Origin of the sequence: Acidipropionibacterium thoenii DSM 20276 (assembly GCF_000423445.1) — a bacterium.
GTDB lineage: Bacteria > Actinomycetota > Actinomycetes > Propionibacteriales > Propionibacteriaceae > Acidipropionibacterium > Acidipropionibacterium thoenii.
On record NZ_AUHZ01000006.1, the window covers coordinates 160,069 to 179,807 of the forward strand.

The window sequence follows — 19,739 nt, forward strand, 5'->3', positions numbered from 1 at the left end:
AAGGGGCTCACATGACGCAACCGGGATCCCAGACTCTGGTGCTGGCACGGCTCGAACAGCTGGTGCGGGTCGAGAGTCCCTCTCGCGACGCCGCGGCCAGTCGTCAGATCACCGACCTGCTGGTCGCCTGGTTCACTGAACTCGGCCTGGTGGCCCGGCGCATCCAGAGTGCCTCCGGGGTCCATCTCATCATTGATGATCCGGGTGACGGGGTGGGAGCGCCGATCCTGCTGGTGGGTCACTCCGACACCGTCTGGGAGCACGGCGACATCGAGACCCGGGTGCCCTGGACATGAAGTCGGGGCTGGTGATGATCATCAGCGCCCTGGAGCGACTGCGCGGGGTGGCGCACCGGCCGGTCCGAGTGGTGATCACCTGCGATGAGGAGAGCGGTTCGCCCACCGGCGAGGCGATCTGCCGGCAGGCTGCTGAGGGGGTCGCAGCGGCGATCGGTTTCGAGTGCCCCCATCCCGACGGGGCCCTGAAGGTGGGACGCCGCGGTTCGACCCGGCTGCGGGTCTCGGTCACCGGACGGGCCGCCCATGCGGCGCTGGACCCGGAGTCGGGGATCTCGGCGATCGACGAGCTGGTCGATCAGTTGGTCGGGGTGCGCGGGGTGATCGCCGAGGCCAACCGGATCGACGAGGTGCTGTGCAATGTGGGGATCATCTCCGGTGGCGCCCGGGCCAATGTCATCCCTGACCATGCCGAGGCCGAGATCGGGTTGAGGTTCCTCGAGGCTCGCAGCGAGGCTTTCGTGCTGGACCGGTTGACGTCGTTGACGCCGATCCGTGCGGGCGCCCGGATCGACAGCGAGATCCTCACCCACCGCCCGACCTGGGCTCCGAAGGCCTCCGATCAGGAGCTGCTGGCCGAGATCGCAGCGGCCGGGGCGGGCCTGGGCCAGACGATCGAGGGACGCCCCGCCGCCGGGGCCGGGGACACGAACCTCGTCGGGGGGCCGTTGGGCATCCCCGCGGTCGACGGTTTCGGGCCGATGGGCGGTGGCGCTCATGCGGTGAGCGAGCACATCCTGGTGCCGACCCTCTTCGAGCGGCTGGACCTGTTGGTGGGATTTCTCCGGCGCTAAGTGACCGGCTTCAGCGCCTGCGCAGGTCGCGCAGCCACTCCATCACGGGATTGGGCGGCCCTGGCGGGTAGTCCGGGGCACGGCCGATGTCCCTGCTGAGCCGTCGGCTGTCGAGAGCCCCCATCGCCAGCAGCGCCACACCGGACACGACGCCGCAGACCAGCAGAGCGCCCGATGGCGGAACCAGCAATGGCGTGAAGCAGCCGGCCGCCATCAGCAGCCAGCAGATCAGGTGCCAGGGGGTCAGGGCCGGCGAGCGCTCGGCCAGCCAGCGGATCCCGAAGGCGACCACCGCCAGCACCACGGGGCTGATGAGGGGCGCAGTGCCCACCGGTAGATCCATCGACAGGGTGGCCACCACCGCCATCACGCCGGCCAGTCCGGCTCCCAGCACCACGGCAGTCCTGGTCGCGGAGCGCGTCATCTCACGACGGGTCCGGTAGTTGTGACACATCCCGACGGTGGTGGCCAGCCCCAGGGTCACCACGATTGCGGCGGTGGCCGGGTTGGATGCGGTCAGTGAGGTGAACCCAAGAGTGAGCCCGATCCCGATCTCGCCGGCACCGGTGACGGTGTCCGGCAGTACAGGGGCGGAAGGACTCGGCGTGGGGGCGCGCTTCGAGTCCTGTGATCCCGAGCGAGTGTCGGCCACGCTGGGCCGGGACCTCTGCCGGGCCTGCGGGCGTCCCTTCGCCCTGGACCTGCTGCGGGATCGCGAGCTGCTCACACCGTCGATGATACGGGCAGACCATGATCAGTTATCTGCCAGAGCGGGGAATCCGCGCTGGCAGATGACTGATCTCATGATGCGGTCGCTGGGCTCAGGGATGCAGAGAAGTCTGAAGTTCTCGTGATCCAGGCGATTGAGTCAAATATCCATCCCACCGCGACCGGATCGTCTGGGATATCGACGCAAATCACGTTGTCCTGTGCGTGATAGGTGAAATTATTAGCGTCAATAAAGAACTCTGACAGGGATTTTATGAAGGCGGGTTGGACTGAGCCGATGTGCGCCATGCATGTTGATTTGCCGCCGGTCCAGCCGAGCCACCGATCACGCTGTTCATAGAGACCCCAGTATGTGTCCCGGGAGTTGCCGGTCCATGCCTCGAGTAACTGGGATTCTCCGGTGAGTTTCACACTTTGAGTATGTGAGATACCGAGCATCCTCAGTGTCTCGACGATGCACGACATGAATTGTCCGCCTGGTCCTGTGATGCATGTTGTGGGTACGACATCGGCGCGAAAAGACACCGAGATCATGTCTGCGGACATGCCGGTTGCACTGGCTGCGGCATAGCTCCAGCGGGGTGGCCCCTCATCAATCGGCGAACGGAGGCCAAGACCGTCGATGACCGGATAGAACACTTGGTCCAAGGCGGGGACGGGTCTCTTTGGTGAGGCAACTGTCAGGTCGGCCGTTATCGTGGCCGGGGTTCCGAGGCTCATCACCACGGGGAGCACGCCAACGTGACGACATTGGACTGCACAACACCCGGTGGATCGGCATAGCCAATGATGTCCACACCAACAGTCCCCATGAACTGATGATTGTCATGCGCCTTGCATTTCCTAGCGGCCGGAACCCATTTTTCGCTTCCAAATCCTGGCGCCACTGTAGCCGTTGAACTTGCGACAAGAACCCATACTCCCCACTTCTTGGCGTAGAGACGCGTCGTGACCTTGGCGCGCGTTGCGCGGAATGTGGTACTTTTCTTCCATCCACCATGAACATTCACATTTCCGTGAACCGTACTGGAAAAGTGGGGATTGTCGATCTTCGACTCAAATAGTCCAGCATCTCGCGGTGCGATATTGGACGTCGAGGAGCCGGTCTGAGACGAGGTTTCTGGGGCAGCTTGCGCAGGAATTGCCACAACACAGAATAAGATCGCTACGGCAGCGGTACTTCCTGCAAGTTTCTTGTGGTTCACAACCGTCCTTCTTTCGTCGGAAGTAGTACCATTCGTGCGGTATCACGTGATTAAGAGCCTATGGGTGGCATGTGAGAAGCGCAATAGATCTGATGAAAGTCTGACCGATCGGGCAGGAAGCCTGCCCGATCGGGCAATTGTTGGCATTTGCGATGACGTGAGTCTGGTGATTGAGGCCGTGTCTCGGGCAGGCGACATCGGGAGCCCCAGGTGCGCGTTGAGCAACCCCAATCCAGGCAGGTCGTTCCCAAGACTCGTCAGATGAAGATCGGTTGTGGCCCGCAATCACCGAGGATCGTCGAGCCACAACCGAAGCGGTTGTAGCAGAAGGAGCGTTTGGCTCTTCCCGGACGACGGTTCAGAGCTCGAGGCCTGGGTACAGCGGGAAGTTGCCCACCAGCTCATCGGCCTCGGCGTGGACCCGCTCAGCGACGCCGTCGGTCATCGCGTACTTGGCCTTGCCGGGCTTGCCGCTGGAGGCGGTGACCGGGGTGGTGGCCTTGAGGGCCTCGACGATCAGCGCCGCGACCCGGTCGAACTCCTCGGCGCCGAAACCGCGCGAGGTCAGCGCCGGGGTGCCGATCCGGATGCCCGAGGTGTACCAGGCGCCATTGGGATCGGCAGGGATCGAGTTGCGGTTGGTGACGATGCCGGAGTCCAGCAGGGCCGACTCGGCCTGACGTCCGGTCAGCCCGAAGCTGGTGGTGACGTCGAGCAGGTTGATGTGGTTGTCGGTGCCATTGGTGACCAGCTTCACACCGCGGCTCATCAGTCCCTCGGCCAGCGCCTTGGCGTTGTCAGCGACCTTCTGGGCGTAGTCCCGGAAGGCCTGGGTACGAGCCTCGGCCAGGGCGACGGCCTTGGCGGCCATCACGTGGGCCAGCGGTCCGCCGAGCACCATCGGGCAGCCGCGGTCGACGTCGTCGGCGTACTCCTTGGTGACCAGCACCATCCCGCCGCGCGGTCCGCGCAATGACTTGTGGGTGGTGGTGGTGACCACCTGGGCGTGGGGGACCGGGTCCTCGTCGCCGGTGAACACCTTGCCGGCCACCAATCCGGCGAAGTGGGCCATGTCGACCATCAGGACCGCGCCGATCTCGTCGGCGATCTCGCGCATCTTCGCGAAGTTCACCCGGCGCGGATAGGCCGAGTAGCCGGCCACGATGACCAGCGGCTTGAACTCCAGGGCCAGCTCGCGGATCTTGCCGTAGTCCAGCAGGCCGGTGGTCGGATCGGTGCCGTAGGACCGCTGGTCGAACATCTTGCCGGAGATGTTGGGGCGGAATCCGTGGGTGAGGTGCCCGCCGGCGTCCAGGCTCATCCCGATCGAGCGCTGGTCGTTGAATCGGTGGCGCAAGGTGTCCCAGTCCTCCTGGGACAGGTCATTGACGGTCTTGGAACCGAACTCGGCCAGTGCCGGCATCTCCACATGATGAGCCAGGATCGACCAGTAGGCGGTGAGATTGGCGTCGATGCCCGAATGCGGCTGGACGTAGGCGTGGTCGGCCCCGAACAGCTCGCAGGCGTGCTCGGCGGCGACCGCCTCAACGGTGTCGACGTTCTGGCAGCCGGCGTAGAAGCGGTGCCCGATGGTGCCCTCGGCGTACTTGTCGGAGAACCAGGTGCCCATGGTGGCCAGCACCGGCAGTGAGGCGTAGTTCTCGGAGGCGATCAGCTTGAGGGAGTGTCGCTGGTCGTGCAGTTCTGCGCGGGTGGCCTCGGCGATCCGGGGCTCGACGGAGCCGATGATGTCCAGCAGCGTCTGGTACGCCGGGGCGGCCTGCTCATTGATGCTCGCTGGCTCTGGATAGGTCGAGTCGGGCACGGAATCCTCCTGTTGTGTGGGCGCAGCTCAATCTAGTACCCGGGCGTGGCGAGCGGGCAGCGGTGAGATGGCATGGTGGTGTGCGGCGACAAGGAGACGATGTGACTTCCGACGACGAGACCGGCCTTCGGCCCAATGTCCTGGTCTGCATGGACACCGCCATCGCGACGCGCCATCTCGACCTGGAACGGCTGCAGCGCATCGGACGGCTGGTGGCGGTGGTGGAGCGCTACGACGAACTGCCCGGCACCGACCTCGGGGAGATCGACGTGCTCATCTCCGGGTGGGGGACGCCGCCCCTGAACGCGGCTGTGCAGGCGCTGATGCCGAGGCTCCGCGCGGTGCTGCACACCGCCGGCACCGTCAAGGAGGTGGTCACCCCCGCACTGGTCGAGCGCGGTGCGCTGGTGACCAACAATGTCGCCGAGAATGCCGACCCGGTGGCCCAGTACACTCTGGCGGCGCTGCTGTGGTCGGGCAAGCGAGTGCCCTGGCTGGCCCGTGGGGCCGCCGACCTGCTCGATCCGAGGACTCGCGTGGAGACCGTCCTCGAGTTGTCCAACTGGCGTCGGACGATCGGCATCATCGGCTTCTCCAGAGTGGGCCGTGCGGTGCTGGAGGCCCTCACCCAGCCGTTCCTGACCCGCACCATGTCCCCGGAGCTGCTGGTCGCCGATCCCTACGCCGACGCCGGAAAGGTGGCTCGGGCCGGGGCCCGGCTGGTGGGTCTCGATGAGCTGCTGGACCGCAGCGACGTCGTCAGCCTGCACGCTCCCCGGACTTCCGAGACGATCGGCATGATCGGGGCCCGGGAGCTCTCCCTGATGCGCGACGGCGCCACCTTCATCAACACCGCGCGAGGAGCCCTGGTCGACCACGACGCCCTGCTGGCGGAGTGCTCGACCGGTCGGCTCAGCGCCATTCTGGACGTCACCAGCCCTGAGCCGCTGCCGCCCGACTCCCCATTGCTGAGCTGTCCGGGGATCATCATCACCCCGCACGTGGCCGGCTCACTGGGCAGCGAGATCGACCGGATGGCCGACGGTGCGCTCGACGAGCTGGAACGGCTGGCATCCGGGCGCCCTCCGCGTGAACCCGTGCCGCTGGCCGAGCTGGGCAGACTGGCATGAACGACGTCTCCCCGATCAACGCCCAGCGGTTCCTGCCGGCCTGAACTCAGGCCCGTTCCCGGTGCTGCCGGCGCCGATCGCCCAGCAGCTCCCAGACCAGCACCAGGGCCGCCGCCAGTACGAAGCCGATCCCGGCCAGCGTCACGCCGTGCCAGCCGAACCGGTCCCACAGCCCGACCGCCACGGCCGATCCCACCGCTCCGCCGATGAAGTACAAGGTCATGTAGATCGAGTTGAGCCGCGAGCGCAGCGCGGTGTCCTGGCTCTGCACGACCGCCAGATTGGTGACATGGGCGGCCTGCAGACCGCAGTCCAACAGGATGAAGCCGAGGCAGAACATCGCCAGATGGGCCGAACCGAACCACATCGAGATCCAGCCGATCAGCAGCAGACCGATGCCGAGGGCCACCACCTGGGTGCCCAGGCCGCGATCGGCCAGCCGTCCGATGGGGCCCGCACCCAGGGCACCGATCACCCCGAGCAGGCCCACCAGCCCGATGGTCGCCGGTCCCAGCCCGAAGGGAGCACCGGCCAGCAACGGCGTCATCGTCGCGAAGCAGGCACTCATCGCCGCGAACAGCATGAAGGACATCACCGAACGGGTCCGCACCTTGGGGAACCGCAGCCATGCGCCGATCATCGACGCCGGGAGCTCGGTGAGGCTGAACCGCGATCTGGGGGCGACCGTCGGGAGCTGGCGCCACAGCATCGCAGCGATCACCAGCAGCAGACCGCCGACCAGCCAGTAGACGGTCGTCCAGCCACCCACCAGGCTCAGCATCCCCGACACCGCCCGGGCCACCAGGATGCCGATCAACAGGCCGGTCATCATGGTGCCGACCGCCGAACCCCCCTTGCCGGGGGCGGCCAGGTCGGAGGCGAAGGGCACCAGGACCTGCGCGGCCACCGAGAAGACCGCCGCGGTGCCGGTGCCGATCAGCAGCATCGGGAAGTTGACGGAGGCCGCCGCCACCAGCTGACCGGCAGCGGCCAGCAGCACCAGGATCACCGCGAGCTTGCGGCGGTCCACCATGTCGCCCAGCGGCACCAGCAGGAGCAACCCGAGTCCGTAGCCGAACTGGGCCACCGTGACGCTGGAGGCCGCCGCCGAGATGCTGACATGGAAGTAGCCGGAGATCTCATCGATGAGCGGCTGGTTGAGGTAGTTGCCGCCCACCGTCAGGCCGGCGGTGACGGCCATCAGCATCAGCAGCCCCCGGCTGAGCCCTCGTTCCCCCCGCTGTGCCGCACGGTTCATTCTCAACCTCTCGGACGCCTGCCCTCAGCGATGATCCCTCAGCCGTGTGACCCAGCACTCGGTGGTCATCGGGATCTCCACCGTGCTCAAGGTTGCCACCTGCGGGTCGGTGGACAGGATCTCCCGCCATCGGGCCATCCACCTGGTCCGGTCCTGCTCGCCGGCGGTGAGCCACTGGGAGTGGGTCTGCCACAGGCGCAGGAAGTCCTCCTTGGAGAGAGTCATGGTCCAGTCCACCTCGTGATGGCTGAACGGCAGCCAGTCCGGCCCGGGATGGGCCGGGACCCGGTCGGCCGACCGACCGAGTTCAGAGCCGCGCGGCAGGTCGCAGACCTGGTCGATGAGGCTGAGCCATCCGGACTCGGTGTGGTCGATGTTCCAGGCCAGGCCCAGCGTGCCGGCCCCGGCGATCACCCGTCGCAGTTCGCTCCCGGCGGTGGCGGCGTCCATCCAGTGCCAGGCCTGCCCGACGACGGCCGCATCCACCGAACCCTCCGACAGCGGGATGGCCTCGGCGGTGCCGACCAGGCACTCCACCTCCGGGTGCCGCGAGCTGAGCTCGGCGAGCATCTCGGGCGACGGGTCGACCGCCGACACCTGGAGCCCGAGTCTCAGCAGCTGGTCGGTGAGCTTGCCGGTCCCCGCTCCCAGGTCGAGCACCCGGGAGTCGGGTCCGAGGTCCCCGATGAGCAGGGCGGCCGCCTCCAGCGGGTACTCGGGCCGGTAACGCTGGTAATCCGCCGCGGCGGCCCCGAAGGAGCCCGCACGAGCCGCGCGGCGCCCTCCTGACATCTCAGGAACGGGCCCGGGCCACTTCGTAGAGCGCGATGGAGGCGGCCACCGAGGCATTGAGGGATTCCACGCCGGTGATCGGGATGGCCGCCACCTGGTCGCATCGTTCACGGGTGAGACGGGCCAGCCCCTCCCCCTCGGAGCCGACGACGATCACCAGCGGGGAGTCCAGACCGGGGATCTCGGCGATCTCGGAATCGGCCTCCCCGGCCAGCCCCACGATCGTGTAGCCGGCCTTGCCGAGGGTGGTGAGCGCCTGGTTGAGGTTGGAGGCCATCGCCACCGGGATCCGGGCCGCCGCACCGGCCGAGGACTTCCAGGCCGCCGCGGTCATCGACGCCGAGCGCCGCGAGGGGATCAGCACCCCCTGGGCTCCGAAGGCGGCCGCCGAACGGATGATGGCGCCCAGATTGCGAGGATCGGTGACCTTGTCCAGGGCGACCACCAGCCCGCCGTGCGGATCCTCGGCTCCGGCCGCGATGAGATCCTGGACACCGGCGTAGTCGTACTCGGGAAGCCGGACAGCCACTCCCTGGTGGACCGCTCCGCCGGTCATCCGGTCCAGCTCGCCACGGGTGGTCTGGAGCATCGGGACATTGTGATCGGCGGCGTAGGACAGGATCTCGCGCAGCCGCGAGTCGTGCTCGGCCCCCTCGGCGACGTAGGCGGTGGTCACCGGCAGGCCGGCGTGCAGGGCCTCCAGGACCGGATTGCGCCCGACCACCCATTCGGGCCCTGCGGGCTTGGCTCCGGCTCGGGACCCCTGCCCGGACCCGCCCTGGCGACTCGCGGGGCGACCCCCCTGAGCGGCGCGCTGCTTGTCCTTGTAGGCCTTGTGATAGGGCCGGTCCTCGGCCCTCGGGGTGGGTCCGCGGCCTCTCAGGCCCCGTTTGCCGTGGCCGCCGGAGCCTGCCGCACTGCCCTTTCCGGCGAACTTACCGGCCTTCTTGGCGCCGGCGCCGCGCCGCTGCTGGTTGCCAGCCATGGTCTCTCCTCGAGTCGTGGTGCCCAGTATCTCTTCTTGGGTGGGTGCACCGTGTCTGGGCGGTGCCGCAGCGCCGGGGTCTCTCGGTGCTGCGGAGGTGGTGGGTCAGTGGGTGCCGGGGCTCACAGCGACCAGCGGGCGCCGGCCGGGGTGTCCTCGACGGTCAGTCCGAGACCCGCAAGAGTGTCGCGGATGCCATCGGCAGTCGTCCAGTCCTTGCGGGCGCGCGCCTCGGCGCGCTGGGTGAGCATCGCCTGGACCAACCCGTCGACGACAGGTTCCAGCCTGTCGGAGTCGGTCGCCGAGGTGTGGTCGTCCCACTCCGGGCTGTCGGGATCCAGCCCCAGCACCGCCAGCATCCGCCGGACGCCGGCCAGCACCAGGGCGGTCTGTGCGGGGTCGCCGGCGGCGATCGCCTTGTTGCCCGATCCGATCGCCTCGAACAGGGCCGCGACCGCACCTGGGGTGCCCAGGTCGTCGTCCATCGCGGCAGCGAACCGCAGTTCCTCGGGAATCGGGATGACGCCCTCGGCGGTCGCCACGGCCTCCGCCCGTCCGGCCCCTGCCGATGCGGCCGCGGGGGTCGGGGCCCCGCCGAGCAACTCCTCGGCCCGGCGCAGGAACCCGTCGATCCGCTCGATGGCCTTCTCGGCCTCCTCGAGAGACCCCTGGGTCTGCTCGCCGGCCGGGGAGAACTCGATCATCGAGCGGTAGTGCGGTGCCAGCAGGAAGTAGCGGACCGCCCTCGGGTCGTGCTCACGGGTCACCTCGGTGACCCGTGCGGTGTTGCCCAGGGACTTGCTCATCTTCTCCCCGGCCATCGTCACCCAGGCGTTGTGCATCCAGTAGTGGGCGAAGGGCCGACCCGCCGCCGCCGACTGGGCCAGTTCGTTCTCATGGTGGGGGAAGCGCAGGTCGATGCCACCACCGTGGATGTCGAAGGCATCGCCCAAATACTTGCCGGCCATCGCCGAGCACTCCAGGTGCCAGCCCGGCCGGCCCCGGCCCCACGGCGTCGCCCACGAGGCGGTCAGCGGTTCGGTGTCCTTGTGGCCCTTCCACAGCGCGAAATCGCGCGGATCGTGCTTCCCGCGTGGATCGGAGTCCTCGGCCGGGGCCATCTCGTCGACCTTCATCCCCGACAACTCGCCATACCGCGGCCAGGACTTCACATCGAAGTAGACATCCCCCGAGCCGTCGTCGGCAGGGTAGGCGTGACCGGCGTCGATGAGGATCTGAATGAGCTCGATCATCTCGGGGATGTGGCCGGTGGCGCGCGGCTCGTAGGTCGGCGGGCGGCACCCCAGGGCGTGGTAGGCCTCGTGCAGCTCGGTCTCGAAGTGGTAGGCCAGTGCCCACCACGGGACCCCCTGGGCAGCGGACTTGGCGAGGATCTTGTCGTCGATGTCGGTGACATTGGCGACCACCGTGACCTGGTAGCCGCAGTACTCCAGCCAGCGTCGCAGGACGTCGAAGACGACCTCCTTGCGGATGTGGCCCAGATGCGGGGAACCCTGCACCGTCATCCCGCAGTGGTAGATCGACACCTGGCCGGGAATCAGCGGGGTGAAGGTCTCAATCTGACGCGAGGCGGTGTTGTAGAGCTGAAAGGTCACGGGGAACAGGTTACCGGCGCCTCTCCTACCATGGGGACATGGCCGAGATCCGCAAGCACAAGACCTCATCCAACCCGATCGCCGCAGCACTGGCGGCGGCGATGGGCGAGCCGATCCGCCCGGTGACGCCGGGAGCACGACCAGCCGGGGCCGAGGAGGACGACGACCGGCCGGAGGCTGCTGGACCGGCGAGCCTGTCGGTGTCGGCCGGATGGCAGGGATTCACCGTCACCTCAGTGCCGCCGGTGGTCGTGCCGGGGGTGGCGGATGCTGCATCGGAGGACGAGGGCCCCGACGATTCGGACCCCGACGACCCCGCAGACGGCGCCTGACTACTTCTTGGACCGGGCCCTCAGGGCGGCCATGTCCAGCATCTCCGGGCCGGGGGTGGCGTCCTCCTCCTCGGCCTCCCAGGGGTCGAAGGGGGGCTCCTCCTCCTCGTCCTCGACATAGCCCAGCGAGGGGTCGTAGGGATTGACCATCTTGTGGACCGCCTGGTCGGAGACATTCTCCCCGGCCACCGGGACCACCGACTCGATGCTCATCGCCTCATCGGGCAGTTTCGCCAGGACATCTCGGACGTAGCCCTTGGCGGCCTCGATGTGGGAGACCTCGCGGTGCTCCCGCTGGGACTGGTACCAGCGGTAGTCCAGCACCTCGTGGAAGAACTGCGCCAACTCCCGTTTGCGGTTCAGCTCCGGAGGGATCTGGGCGACCACCGGCTTGAAGCACTCGGTGAGCCACATATGGGCGACCACCGACTCGTCGACATGCTGGAGGCCCTTGCGGGCCCGGAAGGTGTCCAGATCATTGAGCAGCCGCCGCGCCTGGTTCTCCTCCACGTCCAGGCCGGTCAACCGCATCAGCCGGCGCTGGTGGTGGCCGGCGTCGACGACCTTTGGCTGGATGCGCAGGGTCGAACCGTCGGGGGAGGTCTCGATGTCCAGCTCGGCGACGTCGAAGCCCAGGGCGTTGAGCCGGCGGACCCTCGACTCCACCTGGGAGATGTCGGAGCCGGCATACTCCTCGGCCCCGGTGAGCTCGTCCCACAACTCCCAGTAGCGGGTCTCGATGGTGTTGACCAGATTGAGCGGGTCCAGCGAGGAGTCGAGCATGTCGCCCTCCTCCAGGTCGAGGAACTCGCCGAACATATTGGTGCGGGCGATCTGGAGGTCGTGGGCCCGCTGGCCGTCGGTGAGCTGGTCGTGCAGTTCCCCGGTCTCGGCGTCGACCAGATAGGCGGCGAAGGCGTCGGCGTCTCTGAGGAAGAGCACATTGGACAGCGAGACGTCTCCCCACAGGAAGCCCACCAGGTGCAGCCGCACCAGCAGCACGACCAGGGCGTCCAGCAGCCTCATCACCGTCTCCTGGCGCACGCCGGTGTGGAACAGCGACCGGTAGGGCAGCGAGAACTGCAGGTGGCGGGTGATGAGAATCGGGTCCAGCGGTTCCCCCTCGGCATCGACCCTTCCCGTCACGACGCCGATCGCCTCCACCGAGGGGGTGCCCAGTCGCTTGAGATCACTGAGCAGCCGGTACTCGTGGATCGCCAGGTGCTCGATGACCTCCTTGGCGGCGTAGACGTCATTGCCCACCTTGATGAACCGCACCACGTGGCGCGAGATGCCGCGCGGCAGAGCCACCAGGCGATCAGTCGGCCACTGTGCCAGCGGGGTGCCCCACGGCAGGGGGAGCAGCCGGGCGTCCGGTTTTGCCGACAGGAATCGCGTCACGGGCCAAGTCTGCCATCCTCCCGGGGGTCACCGGAGGTTCCGCGCACGATGAGCGACTCAGGAGGCCGCTCGGTCGAGGCCCTCGGTGAGGCAGCTCACCAGATCCTCTGCCGGCTCGATGCCGACACTCATCCGGATCATGGACTCGGTGACGCCGGCGTCCGCCTTGGCCTTCTCGCTCATCGCGGCGTGGGTCATCGAGAAGGGATGGCAGACCAACGACTCGACGCCACCCAGGGATTCCGCCAGAGTGAACCCCTGCAAGCCATCGAGGAATCGGCGTACGGCGTCGATCCCGCCATTCAACTCGAAGCTGAGCAGGGAACCGGGACCCTCCTGCTGGCGGGCGGCCAGGTCGTGGCCGGGATGGTCGGCGAGCCCCGGCCAGTACACCGCCGAGACGGCGCGGTGGCCGGTGAGGGTCTCCACCACCCGACGTGTGTTGTCGGCGTGAACCCGGATCCGGGCGTCGAGGGTGCGCAGACCACGTAGCGTCAGCCAGGCGTCGAAGGGGGAGGCGGTCACGCCGATCACATTGGCGATGTAGCCGATCCGCTCGGCCCGCTCGGCGGTGGCCGAGACCACCGAGCCGCCCACCACATCGGAGTGTCCGTTGAGGAATTTGGTGTCGGAGGCCACCACATAATCGGCCCCCAGCTGCAGCGGGTGCTGCAGGATCGGGGAGCAGAAGGTGTTGTCTACCGCCACCACCGCACCGGCGCGATGGCCCAGCCGGGAGGCCTCGGCGATGTCGGTGATGCGGAGCAAGGGGTTGGACGGCGTCTCCACGATGACCAGATCGGTGTGCACCGGGGCCTCGTCGAAGCGTGTCAGAGCATGCTCGAGGGCGTTGAGATCGGTCTCGTCGACCCAGTCGACGGTGAGCCGTCCGGTCTGCGACCAGGTGTCCAACAGCCGCCAGGTGCCGCCGTAGCAGTCGTGGGGGGCGATGACGTGGCCGCCGACCGGGACCGTGGTCTCCACCAGCAAGGTGATGGCCGACATCCCCGAGGAGGTCACTGTCGCCCCGGCGCCGTGCTCGAGGGTGGCCAGCGCCTCGGCCAGCAGATCGCGGCTGGGATTGTGGCCCCGCGAGTAGTCGAAGGCGGGGCGTCCGTCCAGTCCGGAGAAGGCGTAGTTCGTCGACAGGTACAGCGGTGGGACCACCGAGCTGTGCTGGTCGGGGGCGGCGATCCCGGTGGTGAGGCCTCGCATCAGCTCCGACAGCCCCTCCCGGGCGGGTGTCCCCGACAGTGGAGTGGCCAAGTGGTGGTCCTGCGAGCTCATGCGACTCTCCTGGGATGTTCGGTTGGTGCTGGCTGTGACTCTAGACGTCTGCGCGGGGGAGTCGGTCCAGTCCTGCCCGGCTCGGACGGGCGGCGTGCGGCCGGTGGGACGCCGCCCACGCGGTGAGGCCTCCGAGCCGTCGGGGGCGATCCGGACGAGGGTACCTGGGCACAGGAGGGTTTTAGAAGAGGTTCTCAGGATTTCTTTCGCTTTCCTTCAGGATCAGTTACTGTGTCCGAGAGCTCCCTCCAGAGTTCCTCAGACCGTTGTCCACGGATGGTGAATCATGTTCCACACGACCCGTACCGGCCCCAGGCGTGCCCAGCAGGAGGGCGATGACGCGGATTCGAGGGTCGATCCCGTCGATCCGGGCGATCTCTGCCAGCCACGACGAGCCCGGCCCGCTGCCACTGCGCTGGTCAGGCGCCGGGCGGTCGCCGGGATCAGCGCCGTGGCGGCACTGGCGGTGATCGGCGGCAGCGTGGTGACCGGCATGACTGCCGGACGATCCGCCGACTCCGATCAGGCCGACGTCGCCCTGGTGACCACGACCTCCCCGACTGCCGGTCAGAGGTCTGCTGTCGCCACGCCCACGACTGCATCGAGCGCGCGCAACAGCACCGGGGTCAGTCGGGAGCAGAGTTCGCGCACCCCGCTGGCCGATCCCAGTGGCACCGCCTCGGCCAGCCGGGCCGCTGGCAACGGTGGCCGCCTTGCGGAGACATCTGGCCGCGCGGCGGCCGGCGGATCCACCGCCTCCAGCAGCACCACCCCCGGCTCGGCGAAGAAGGCCACGGAGAAGGCCGCGAAGAAGGCGACGGTATCCAAGACGTCGGCGACCACCGGGAAGTCTGCAGCCTCGAAGAAGTCTGCAGCCTCGAAGAAGGCCACAGCTTCGAAGAAATCGGCGGCCTCGACGAAGAAGGCGGGCAGCAACCAGCGCACACCTGCCAGCAGTTCGGCCTCCAAGGTCGACGTCGGGAAGACCTCGGGGCTGTCCGCCCACACTGTCGCCGTGATGAAGGCGGTCAAGGCGCGATACCCGCAGGTCAGCTTCATCACCGCAGGGGCGCATGACCACGTCAGCGGGCGTGCCGTCGACATCATGGTCACCGGCCGCCTGGGTGATGAGATCGCCGCCTATGTGCGCGCCAACTCCTCGAGTCTGGGCGTCAGCTACGTCATCTGGGCCCAGAAGATCTGGAGCACCTAGCGCTCCTCGGAGGGTTGGCGGGGGATGCCGGACCGTGGCTCGGCGACCGCCAACCACTTCGACCATGTCCACGTGTCGGTGAGGTGATCCGGGCCCGCCGATCGACCGGATGCGCGTCAACGCCCCCGAACCCACCTGTGGTGGGTTCGGGGGCGTTGTGCGGACTGGCCGGGTCGAGCCCGGCCGGTTCTCCGATCAGTGAACCGGCTCGGAGATCCGCTCGCCGGACTCCTTGCTGAACACGTGCACCGTGGTGGGATCGACACCCAGGCGGATCTGGGCCCCGTGCTGCGGAGGATTCCGCGACGAGATCCGAGCCACGATCTGGTGAGCCTCGCCGTCCTCGATGCTGGCAGCCAGACCGGAGCCGGTGAGCGCGCCGTAGAGATAGGCGTCCGAGCCGAGCTCCTCGACCACCGCGACATCCAGCGGGATACCGGCGTCGGCCAGAGAGAAGTTCTCCGGGCGGATGCCCAGGGTGAACTTCGTCTCGTTGGGGGCCTTGTCGAGCACCTCGCGGGCCACCGGGACGACGTAGTCGCCCACCTTGACACCGCCGTCGACCCGATCGCCGTCGATGAGGTTCATGGCGGGGGAGCCGATGAACCCGGCGACGAAGAGGTTGGCAGGAGCGTCGTACAGCGTGATCGGCGTGTCGACCTGCTGCAGCAGCCCGTCACGCATCACAGCAACCCGGTCGCCCATCGTCATGGCCTCGACCTGGTCGTGGGTCACGTAGACGGTGGTGACGCCCAGCCGCTGCTGGAGGGCGGCGATCTGGGTACGGGTCTGGACTCGCAGCTTGGCGTCCAGGTTGGACAGCGGCTCGTCCATCAGGAACACCTGAGGATTACGCACGATGGCGCGGCCCATCGCAACGCGCTGCCGCTGGCCACCCGAGAGGGCCTTCGGCTTGCGGTTGAGGAAATCCTCCAGACCGAGCAGCTTGGCTGCCTCGAGCACCCGCTGTTGACGCTCGGCCTTCGGCACGTTCTGCATCTTCAGCGCGAAACCCATGTTGTCCGCAACGGTCATGTGGGGGTACAGCGCGTAGTTCTGGAAGACCATGGCGATGTCACGGTCCTTGGGGGGCAGGTCGGTGACGTCCCGATCCCCGATCCAGATGCTTCCCGCGTTGACCTCTTCCAGGCCGGCCAGCATTCTCAGCGAGGTGGACTTGCCACAACCAGAGGGTCCGACGAGAACCATGAACTCGCCGTCGCCGATATCGAGGTTGAGCTTGCTGACGGCCGCGCGATCCGTGCCCGGGTAGACACGGGTCGCCTCCTTGTACTGAACAGTTGCCATAGTTCGGCTGTTCCTTTCCACGGGCAGGTACGTGCCCGACGATCCTTAGTGGAAGACGGCGGCCTGATGACCGCCCCGGTCGGCTCGGTGGAGTACCGCTTCGACCTGAGCCTGAGCATAGCCGTTCTGTACGACGTTGAGGTGCAGTGCATGCATCATGTCGCCAACGGTGGCGGCCGCTATCGGTATCCGCTGTGGGGGCGGGCGCAGCGCGGCTACTTCTCCGAGGTCTGCGGCGTCATGAAGGCGGGCTTCTGGAAGCACAGTGCGCAGACCGCGCCGAGCAGGATCACCGCAGCCGGCAGGGCGACGGTCTGAGCCATCGCGGTGCTGAACGGTGCATGCAGGAAGCTCGGCAGTTGTGCGGCGCCGGCGGCCCCCGAACCGCCCTGTCCACTCGAACCGCCCTGTCCACCCGAACCGGCCTGGCCGCCGGTGGCTGCCGACAGCTGGGTGGTGATCCGGTTGGCCATCAGAGCTGCGACCCCGGCCGATCCGACCACCGCCCCGAGCTGACGGGTGGCGTTGAAGACGCCCGATCCCGCGCCGGCCTGGTGAAGGGGCAGATTGCGGGTGGCGGTGGCCGAGATGGTCCCCCAGACGAAGGCGCTGCCGATCCCCATCACGGCGGAGGGCAGCAGCAGCCATGGCCAGCCGATGGTGGGCGAGATCATCAGGGAGTACAGCCACATCCCGGCCGACATCAGCAGCACCCCGGGCCCGGCCAGCAGGGCGGGATGGACCCGGTCGGTGAGACGCCCCGCGGGCGCTGCGAGCACCAGGCCCAGGATCGAGGAGGGGGCACTCATCAGCGCGGACTCGGTCGGGGTCATCTCGTGGACCAGCTGGAAGTAGTAGATGAGTGGCACGAACAGGGAGGTGACGGAGAAGCCGACGGTGGCGATGGCGACATTGGCCAGCGAGAAGTTGCGGTCGCGGAACAGTCCGAGGGGGAGCAGTGGTTCGTTGCGGTTGACCGCCTGCCACCAGATGAACAGCGCCATGATGACCACTCCGGCGACGATGCCCGACCACACCCAGGAGTTCCAGCTGTAGGTATTGCCCTCCTGGAGGCTGAACACCAGCAGGAACATCGCCGCGCCGGACAGCCCGACCCCCAACCAGTCGAACTTGTGGGCGTGGAGTTCCAGATCGGGCACCAGTCGGTTGACCAGGACGAACGCGAGAATGCCGATCGGCACGTTGATGAAGAAGATCCACTGCCACCCGAGGGAGTCGACCAGGACACCGCCGAGGATCGGACCGATGAGGGTCCCGACGCCGGCGGTGGCACCCCACAGGGCCATCGCGGTGCCGCGGGAGTTCTTGGCGAATGTGCGGGTGAGCACCGCCATCGGCTGGGGGGACATGATCCCCGCTCCCAGTCCCTGGACCGCCCGGGCGGTGATCAGGTTGGCGATCGCACTGCCGGGAAGGTCCTCGGACAGCCCGCACCACAAGGAGGCCAGGGTGAAGACGGTCAGGCCGATCAGGAAGACCTTTCGGGGTCCGAATCGGTCGCCGAGCCGTCCGGTGACCAGCAGGGGCACCGCGCAGGTGAGCAGGTAGGCGCTGGTCACCCACAGCACACCCGTGGTGGAGGTGGACAGTCCGCGCTGGATCGACGGGTTGGCGACCGACACGATGGTCATGTCGATGAGGATCATGAAGAAGCCGATGAGCATCGCCCACAGCGAGGGCCACGGCTTCTTCTGGCCGTCGGCCGCCTGGATGTCAGTCATGCAGTACCTGTTTCGTCGTGTCGTCGTGATGAGCTGCCTGTGCCGGGGCCCGGCGGCGACGCGATGCTACTCCGGGGCCGTACCGGGTCCCGAGCACTCGGAGCGCTGATGCGCCGAGCTGCTAGCACTTGACGTGGTGATGCGCCGAGCTGCTAGCACTTGACGTGGTGATGCGCCGAGCTGCTAGCACTCGACGATGTTCACAGCGAGGCCGCCACGGGCGGTCTCCTTGTACTTGGTCTTCATGTCGCGGCCGGTGGCCATCATGGTGCGGATCACCTGGTCGAGGCTGACGATCTGCTGCTCATCCCCGGCACAGGCCAGCCGTGCGGCGGTCAATGCCTTGATGGCACCCACCGCGTTGCGCTCGATGCACGGGATCTGCACCAGGCCCCCCACCGGATCACAGGTGAGCCCCAGGTTGTGCTCCAGTCCGATCTCGGCGGCGTTGCACACCTGGTGCACGGTGCCGCCCATCACCTGGGCCAGCCCGGCGGCAGCCATCGAGCAGGCGGTGCCGACCTCTCCCTGACATCCCACCTCGGCCCCCGAGATGGACGCCGACTGCTGGAAGATCGCCCCGATCGCCCCGGCAGTCAGCAGGAAGTCGACCACGGCGTCATCCTCGGCAGTGCCGGCCAGATCCTCCTCCGGGTCGGACTGCCCGCCCGGCACCAGGTACCGCACCACCAGGTGCACGGCGGCCGGAACGATCCCGGCGGCACCATTGGTCGGTGCTGTCACGACCCTGCCACCGGCGGCATTCTCCTCGTTGACCGCCAGCGCCCAGACCGTCAGCCAGTCCATCGACCCGAACGGTTCCGGGGCGCCGGCGGAACGGCGCTCCCGATCCATCAGATCCTGCCTCATCCGCTTGGCCCGGCGTCTGACGTGCAGGCCTCCTGGCAACGTCCCCGACCGGGAGCAACCTCGCTCGACGCAGCTGCGCATCACCTCCCAGATGTGCAGCAGTTCTGCCCGCACCCTCGCCTCGACGGCCGCCGGATCGCCTCCGCGCGATGCCGGGTCGGCCAGTTCCCCGTCAGGTGACTGTCCACCGGACGGCCCGCCGGTGCGCAGCGAGATCTCGTTGGCCATCATGATCTCGGGGATGCTCATCCGGTTGTCGACGCAGTGCTCGAGCAGCTGCCCACCGGTCCGGAACGGATAGCTCACCGCAGTGGAGTCCGGGACCACGGCAGGGTGGCCGTCCTCGCCGTGCTCGACGACGAAACCGCCCCCGATCGAGTAGAAGGTCCGCTTGCTGAGGACCTTGTCACCGGCCCAGGCGGTGAAGATCATCCCGTTGGGGTGGAAGGGCAGCGAACGGGTGCGGTGGAGAACGAGATCCTCATCGGCGTCGAAGGCGATCTCGTGCCCGGAGTCGGTGTGTGCGGCGTCCAACCGGAGACGGCCGGTGGAACGGATCTCAGCCTCCCTGGGCCTCATCCGATCGGTGTCGGCGGTGGTCGGGTCCTCACCCTCCAGACCCAGCAGCACTGCCGCCTCGGAGCCGTGGCCGTGGCCGGTCGAGCCGAGGGAGCCGAAGAGCTCGGCCCGCACCCGTGTCACCTCACCGAACCCCGATTCACGGCCGAGATCGGACACGAACCTCTGGGCAGCGCGCATCGGCCCCACGGTGTGTGAACTGGAGGGGCCGATGCCGATCTTGAAGATGTCGAAGACGCTGACTGCCACACAGTGATTATGGGCAGTGGCCGGATCTCCCGCATCCTTCGCGGTGAATGCGACGACTCCGCGAGGCCTACGCCCCGAGCTCTCGGGTCTCTGCTCCAGATGCGGGGTCACGCACCGGGGCCGGTCGC

At 67.7% G+C, this 19,739-nt stretch carries 19 protein-coding genes; 5 read left to right on the forward strand and 14 right to left on the reverse strand.

Features of this window, described 5'->3' with window-relative positions; genetic code table 11:
• The first annotated feature begins 11 nt into the window (after positions 1-11).
• Together G554_RS18020 and G554_RS14125 are read left to right on the forward strand one after the other, a co-directional pair.
• Positions 12-296 carry a zinc-binding metallopeptidase family protein gene (locus G554_RS18020; protein ID WP_211220391.1) on the forward strand — a complete coding sequence of 95 codons (285 nt, stop codon included), beginning with the start codon at positions 12-14 and terminating at the stop codon, positions 294-296.
• Positions 293-1,090 (forward strand): M20/M25/M40 family metallo-hydrolase, encoded by a 798-nt coding sequence (locus G554_RS14125; RefSeq protein ID WP_211220392.1) that lies wholly within the window; start codon positions 293-295, stop codon positions 1,088-1,090. The genes G554_RS18020 and G554_RS14125 overlap by 4 nt, the downstream gene beginning before the upstream one ends.
• 10 nt (positions 1,091-1,100) lie before the next feature.
• On the opposite strand, the gene G554_RS0101950 is transcribed toward G554_RS14125, so the two are convergent.
• The 4 genes from G554_RS0101950 to G554_RS0101960 form a co-directional block, all read right to left on the reverse strand.
• Positions 1,101-1,817, reverse strand: a complete 717-nt coding sequence (locus tag G554_RS0101950; RefSeq protein ID WP_154654136.1) for a hypothetical protein — start codon at positions 1,815-1,817, stop codon at positions 1,101-1,103.
• Between the two features lie 74 nt (positions 1,818-1,891).
• Complete coding sequence (locus G554_RS17495; protein ID WP_161626453.1) at positions 1,892-2,545, reverse strand: hypothetical protein; 654 nt, start codon at positions 2,543-2,545, stop codon at positions 1,892-1,894.
• Positions 2,539-3,024 (reverse strand): hypothetical protein, encoded by a 486-nt coding sequence (locus G554_RS17500; RefSeq protein WP_154654138.1) that lies wholly within the window; start codon positions 3,022-3,024, stop codon positions 2,539-2,541. Before G554_RS17500 ends, G554_RS17495 begins: the two co-directional genes overlap by 7 nt.
• 358 nt (positions 3,025-3,382) lie before the next feature.
• Entirely contained in the window at positions 3,383-4,849 is a 1,467-nt protein-coding gene (locus G554_RS0101960) for a glycine hydroxymethyltransferase (protein ID WP_027586591.1), read from the reverse strand.
• Positions 4,850-4,950: 101 nt separating this feature from the next.
• On the opposite strand from G554_RS0101960, the gene G554_RS0101965 reads away from it, so the two are divergent.
• A complete protein-coding gene (locus tag G554_RS0101965) occupies positions 4,951-5,979 on the forward strand; it encodes a hydroxyacid dehydrogenase (RefSeq protein WP_211220393.1) in 1,029 nt (342 codons plus the stop codon).
• A gap of 46 nt (positions 5,980-6,025) precedes the next feature.
• Here the strand turns inward: G554_RS0101965 and G554_RS0101970 are convergent, their stop codons facing one another.
• The 4 genes from G554_RS0101970 to cysS form a co-directional block, all read right to left on the reverse strand.
• Positions 6,026-7,237, reverse strand: coding sequence for an MFS transporter (locus G554_RS0101970; protein WP_027586593.1), 1,212 nt, complete (start codon positions 7,235-7,237; stop codon positions 6,026-6,028).
• Between the two features lie 24 nt (positions 7,238-7,261).
• Positions 7,262-8,029: a class I SAM-dependent methyltransferase gene (locus G554_RS0101975; protein ID WP_027586594.1), complete on the reverse strand. Its 768-nt coding sequence runs from the start codon at positions 8,027-8,029 to the stop codon at positions 7,262-7,264.
• A gap of 1 nt (position 8,030) precedes the next feature.
• Positions 8,031-9,014 carry a 23S rRNA (guanosine(2251)-2'-O)-methyltransferase RlmB gene (gene rlmB, locus G554_RS0101980; RefSeq protein WP_027586595.1) on the reverse strand — a complete coding sequence of 328 codons (984 nt, stop codon included), beginning with the start codon at positions 9,012-9,014 and terminating at the stop codon, positions 8,031-8,033.
• A gap of 122 nt (positions 9,015-9,136) precedes the next feature.
• Entirely contained in the window at positions 9,137-10,630 is a 1,494-nt protein-coding gene (gene cysS, locus G554_RS0101985; protein ID WP_036924086.1) for a cysteine--tRNA ligase, read from the reverse strand.
• Between the two features lie 38 nt (positions 10,631-10,668).
• Here cysS and G554_RS14130 point away from each other — a divergent pair, with 38 nt between their 5' ends.
• On the forward strand, positions 10,669-10,962 hold the full coding sequence (locus tag G554_RS14130) for a hypothetical protein (RefSeq protein WP_071162130.1): 294 nt from the start codon (positions 10,669-10,671) through the stop codon (positions 10,960-10,962).
• Here the strand turns inward: G554_RS14130 and G554_RS0102000 are convergent, their stop codons facing one another.
• The 3 genes from G554_RS0102000 to G554_RS17505 form a co-directional block, all read right to left on the reverse strand.
• The gene (locus G554_RS0102000) at positions 10,963-12,363 is read right to left on the reverse strand and encodes a DUF4032 domain-containing protein (RefSeq protein WP_027586597.1); all 1,401 of its coding nucleotides are present in this window, start codon (positions 12,361-12,363) and stop codon (positions 10,963-10,965) included. It lies immediately after the preceding gene.
• 57 nt (positions 12,364-12,420) lie between these two features.
• On the reverse strand, positions 12,421-13,650 hold the full coding sequence (locus tag G554_RS0102005; protein ID WP_245569914.1) for a trans-sulfuration enzyme family protein: 1,230 nt from the start codon (positions 13,648-13,650) through the stop codon (positions 12,421-12,423).
• A gap of 567 nt (positions 13,651-14,217) precedes the next feature.
• A complete protein-coding gene (locus G554_RS17505) occupies positions 14,218-14,658 on the reverse strand; it encodes a hypothetical protein (protein ID WP_154654139.1) in 441 nt (146 codons plus the stop codon).
• Between the two features lie 10 nt (positions 14,659-14,668).
• Between G554_RS17505 and G554_RS17510 the strand changes: the two genes are divergently transcribed.
• The gene (locus tag G554_RS17510) at positions 14,669-14,863 is read left to right on the forward strand and encodes a VldE C-terminal domain-containing protein (protein WP_154654140.1); all 195 of its coding nucleotides are present in this window, start codon (positions 14,669-14,671) and stop codon (positions 14,861-14,863) included.
• Positions 14,864-15,058: 195 nt separating this feature from the next.
• On the opposite strand, the gene G554_RS0102015 is transcribed toward G554_RS17510, so the two are convergent.
• The 3 genes from G554_RS0102015 to G554_RS0102030 all read right to left on the reverse strand — a co-directional run bounded on the left by G554_RS0102015 (position 15,059) and on the right by G554_RS0102030 (position 19,611).
• Positions 15,059-16,171: an ABC transporter ATP-binding protein gene (locus G554_RS0102015; protein WP_027586600.1), complete on the reverse strand. Its 1,113-nt coding sequence runs from the start codon at positions 16,169-16,171 to the stop codon at positions 15,059-15,061.
• Positions 16,172-16,386: 215 nt separating this feature from the next.
• Entirely contained in the window at positions 16,387-17,913 is a 1,527-nt protein-coding gene (locus tag G554_RS14140; RefSeq protein ID WP_036924088.1) for an MFS transporter, read from the reverse strand.
• 183 nt (positions 17,914-18,096) lie between these two features.
• Complete coding sequence (locus G554_RS0102030) at positions 18,097-19,611, reverse strand: L-serine ammonia-lyase (RefSeq protein ID WP_027586601.1); 1,515 nt, start codon at positions 19,609-19,611, stop codon at positions 18,097-18,099.
• Between the last annotated feature and the right edge of the window lie 128 nt (positions 19,612-19,739).

Excerpts from the sequence above, each read along its gene's own strand:
- G554_RS18020 (WP_211220391.1), top strand. The coding sequence starts at position 12 with ATGACGCAACCGGGATCCCAGACTCTGGTGCTGGCACGGCTCGAACAG.
- G554_RS14125 (WP_211220392.1), top strand. The coding sequence starts at position 293 with ATGAAGTCGGGGCTGGTGATGATCATCAGCGCCCTGGAGCGACTGCGC.
- G554_RS0101970 (WP_027586593.1), bottom strand. The coding sequence starts at position 7,237 with ATGAACCGTGCGGCACAGCGGGGGGAACGAGGGCTCAGCCGGGGGCTG.
- G554_RS0101975 (WP_027586594.1), bottom strand. The coding sequence starts at position 8,029 with ATGTCAGGAGGGCGCCGCGCGGCTCGTGCGGGCTCCTTCGGGGCCGCC.
- rlmB (WP_027586595.1), bottom strand. The coding sequence starts at position 9,014 with ATGGCTGGCAACCAGCAGCGGCGCGGCGCCGGCGCCAAGAAGGCCGGT.
- G554_RS14130 (WP_071162130.1), top strand. The coding sequence starts at position 10,669 with ATGGCCGAGATCCGCAAGCACAAGACCTCATCCAACCCGATCGCCGCA.
- G554_RS0102005 (WP_245569914.1), bottom strand. The coding sequence starts at position 13,650 with ATGAGCTCGCAGGACCACCACTTGGCCACTCCACTGTCGGGGACACCC.
- G554_RS17510 (WP_154654140.1), top strand. The coding sequence starts at position 14,669 with ATGAAGGCGGTCAAGGCGCGATACCCGCAGGTCAGCTTCATCACCGCA.
- G554_RS0102015 (WP_027586600.1), bottom strand. The coding sequence starts at position 16,171 with ATGGCAACTGTTCAGTACAAGGAGGCGACCCGTGTCTACCCGGGCACG.
- G554_RS14140 (WP_036924088.1), bottom strand. The coding sequence starts at position 17,913 with ATGACTGACATCCAGGCGGCCGACGGCCAGAAGAAGCCGTGGCCCTCG.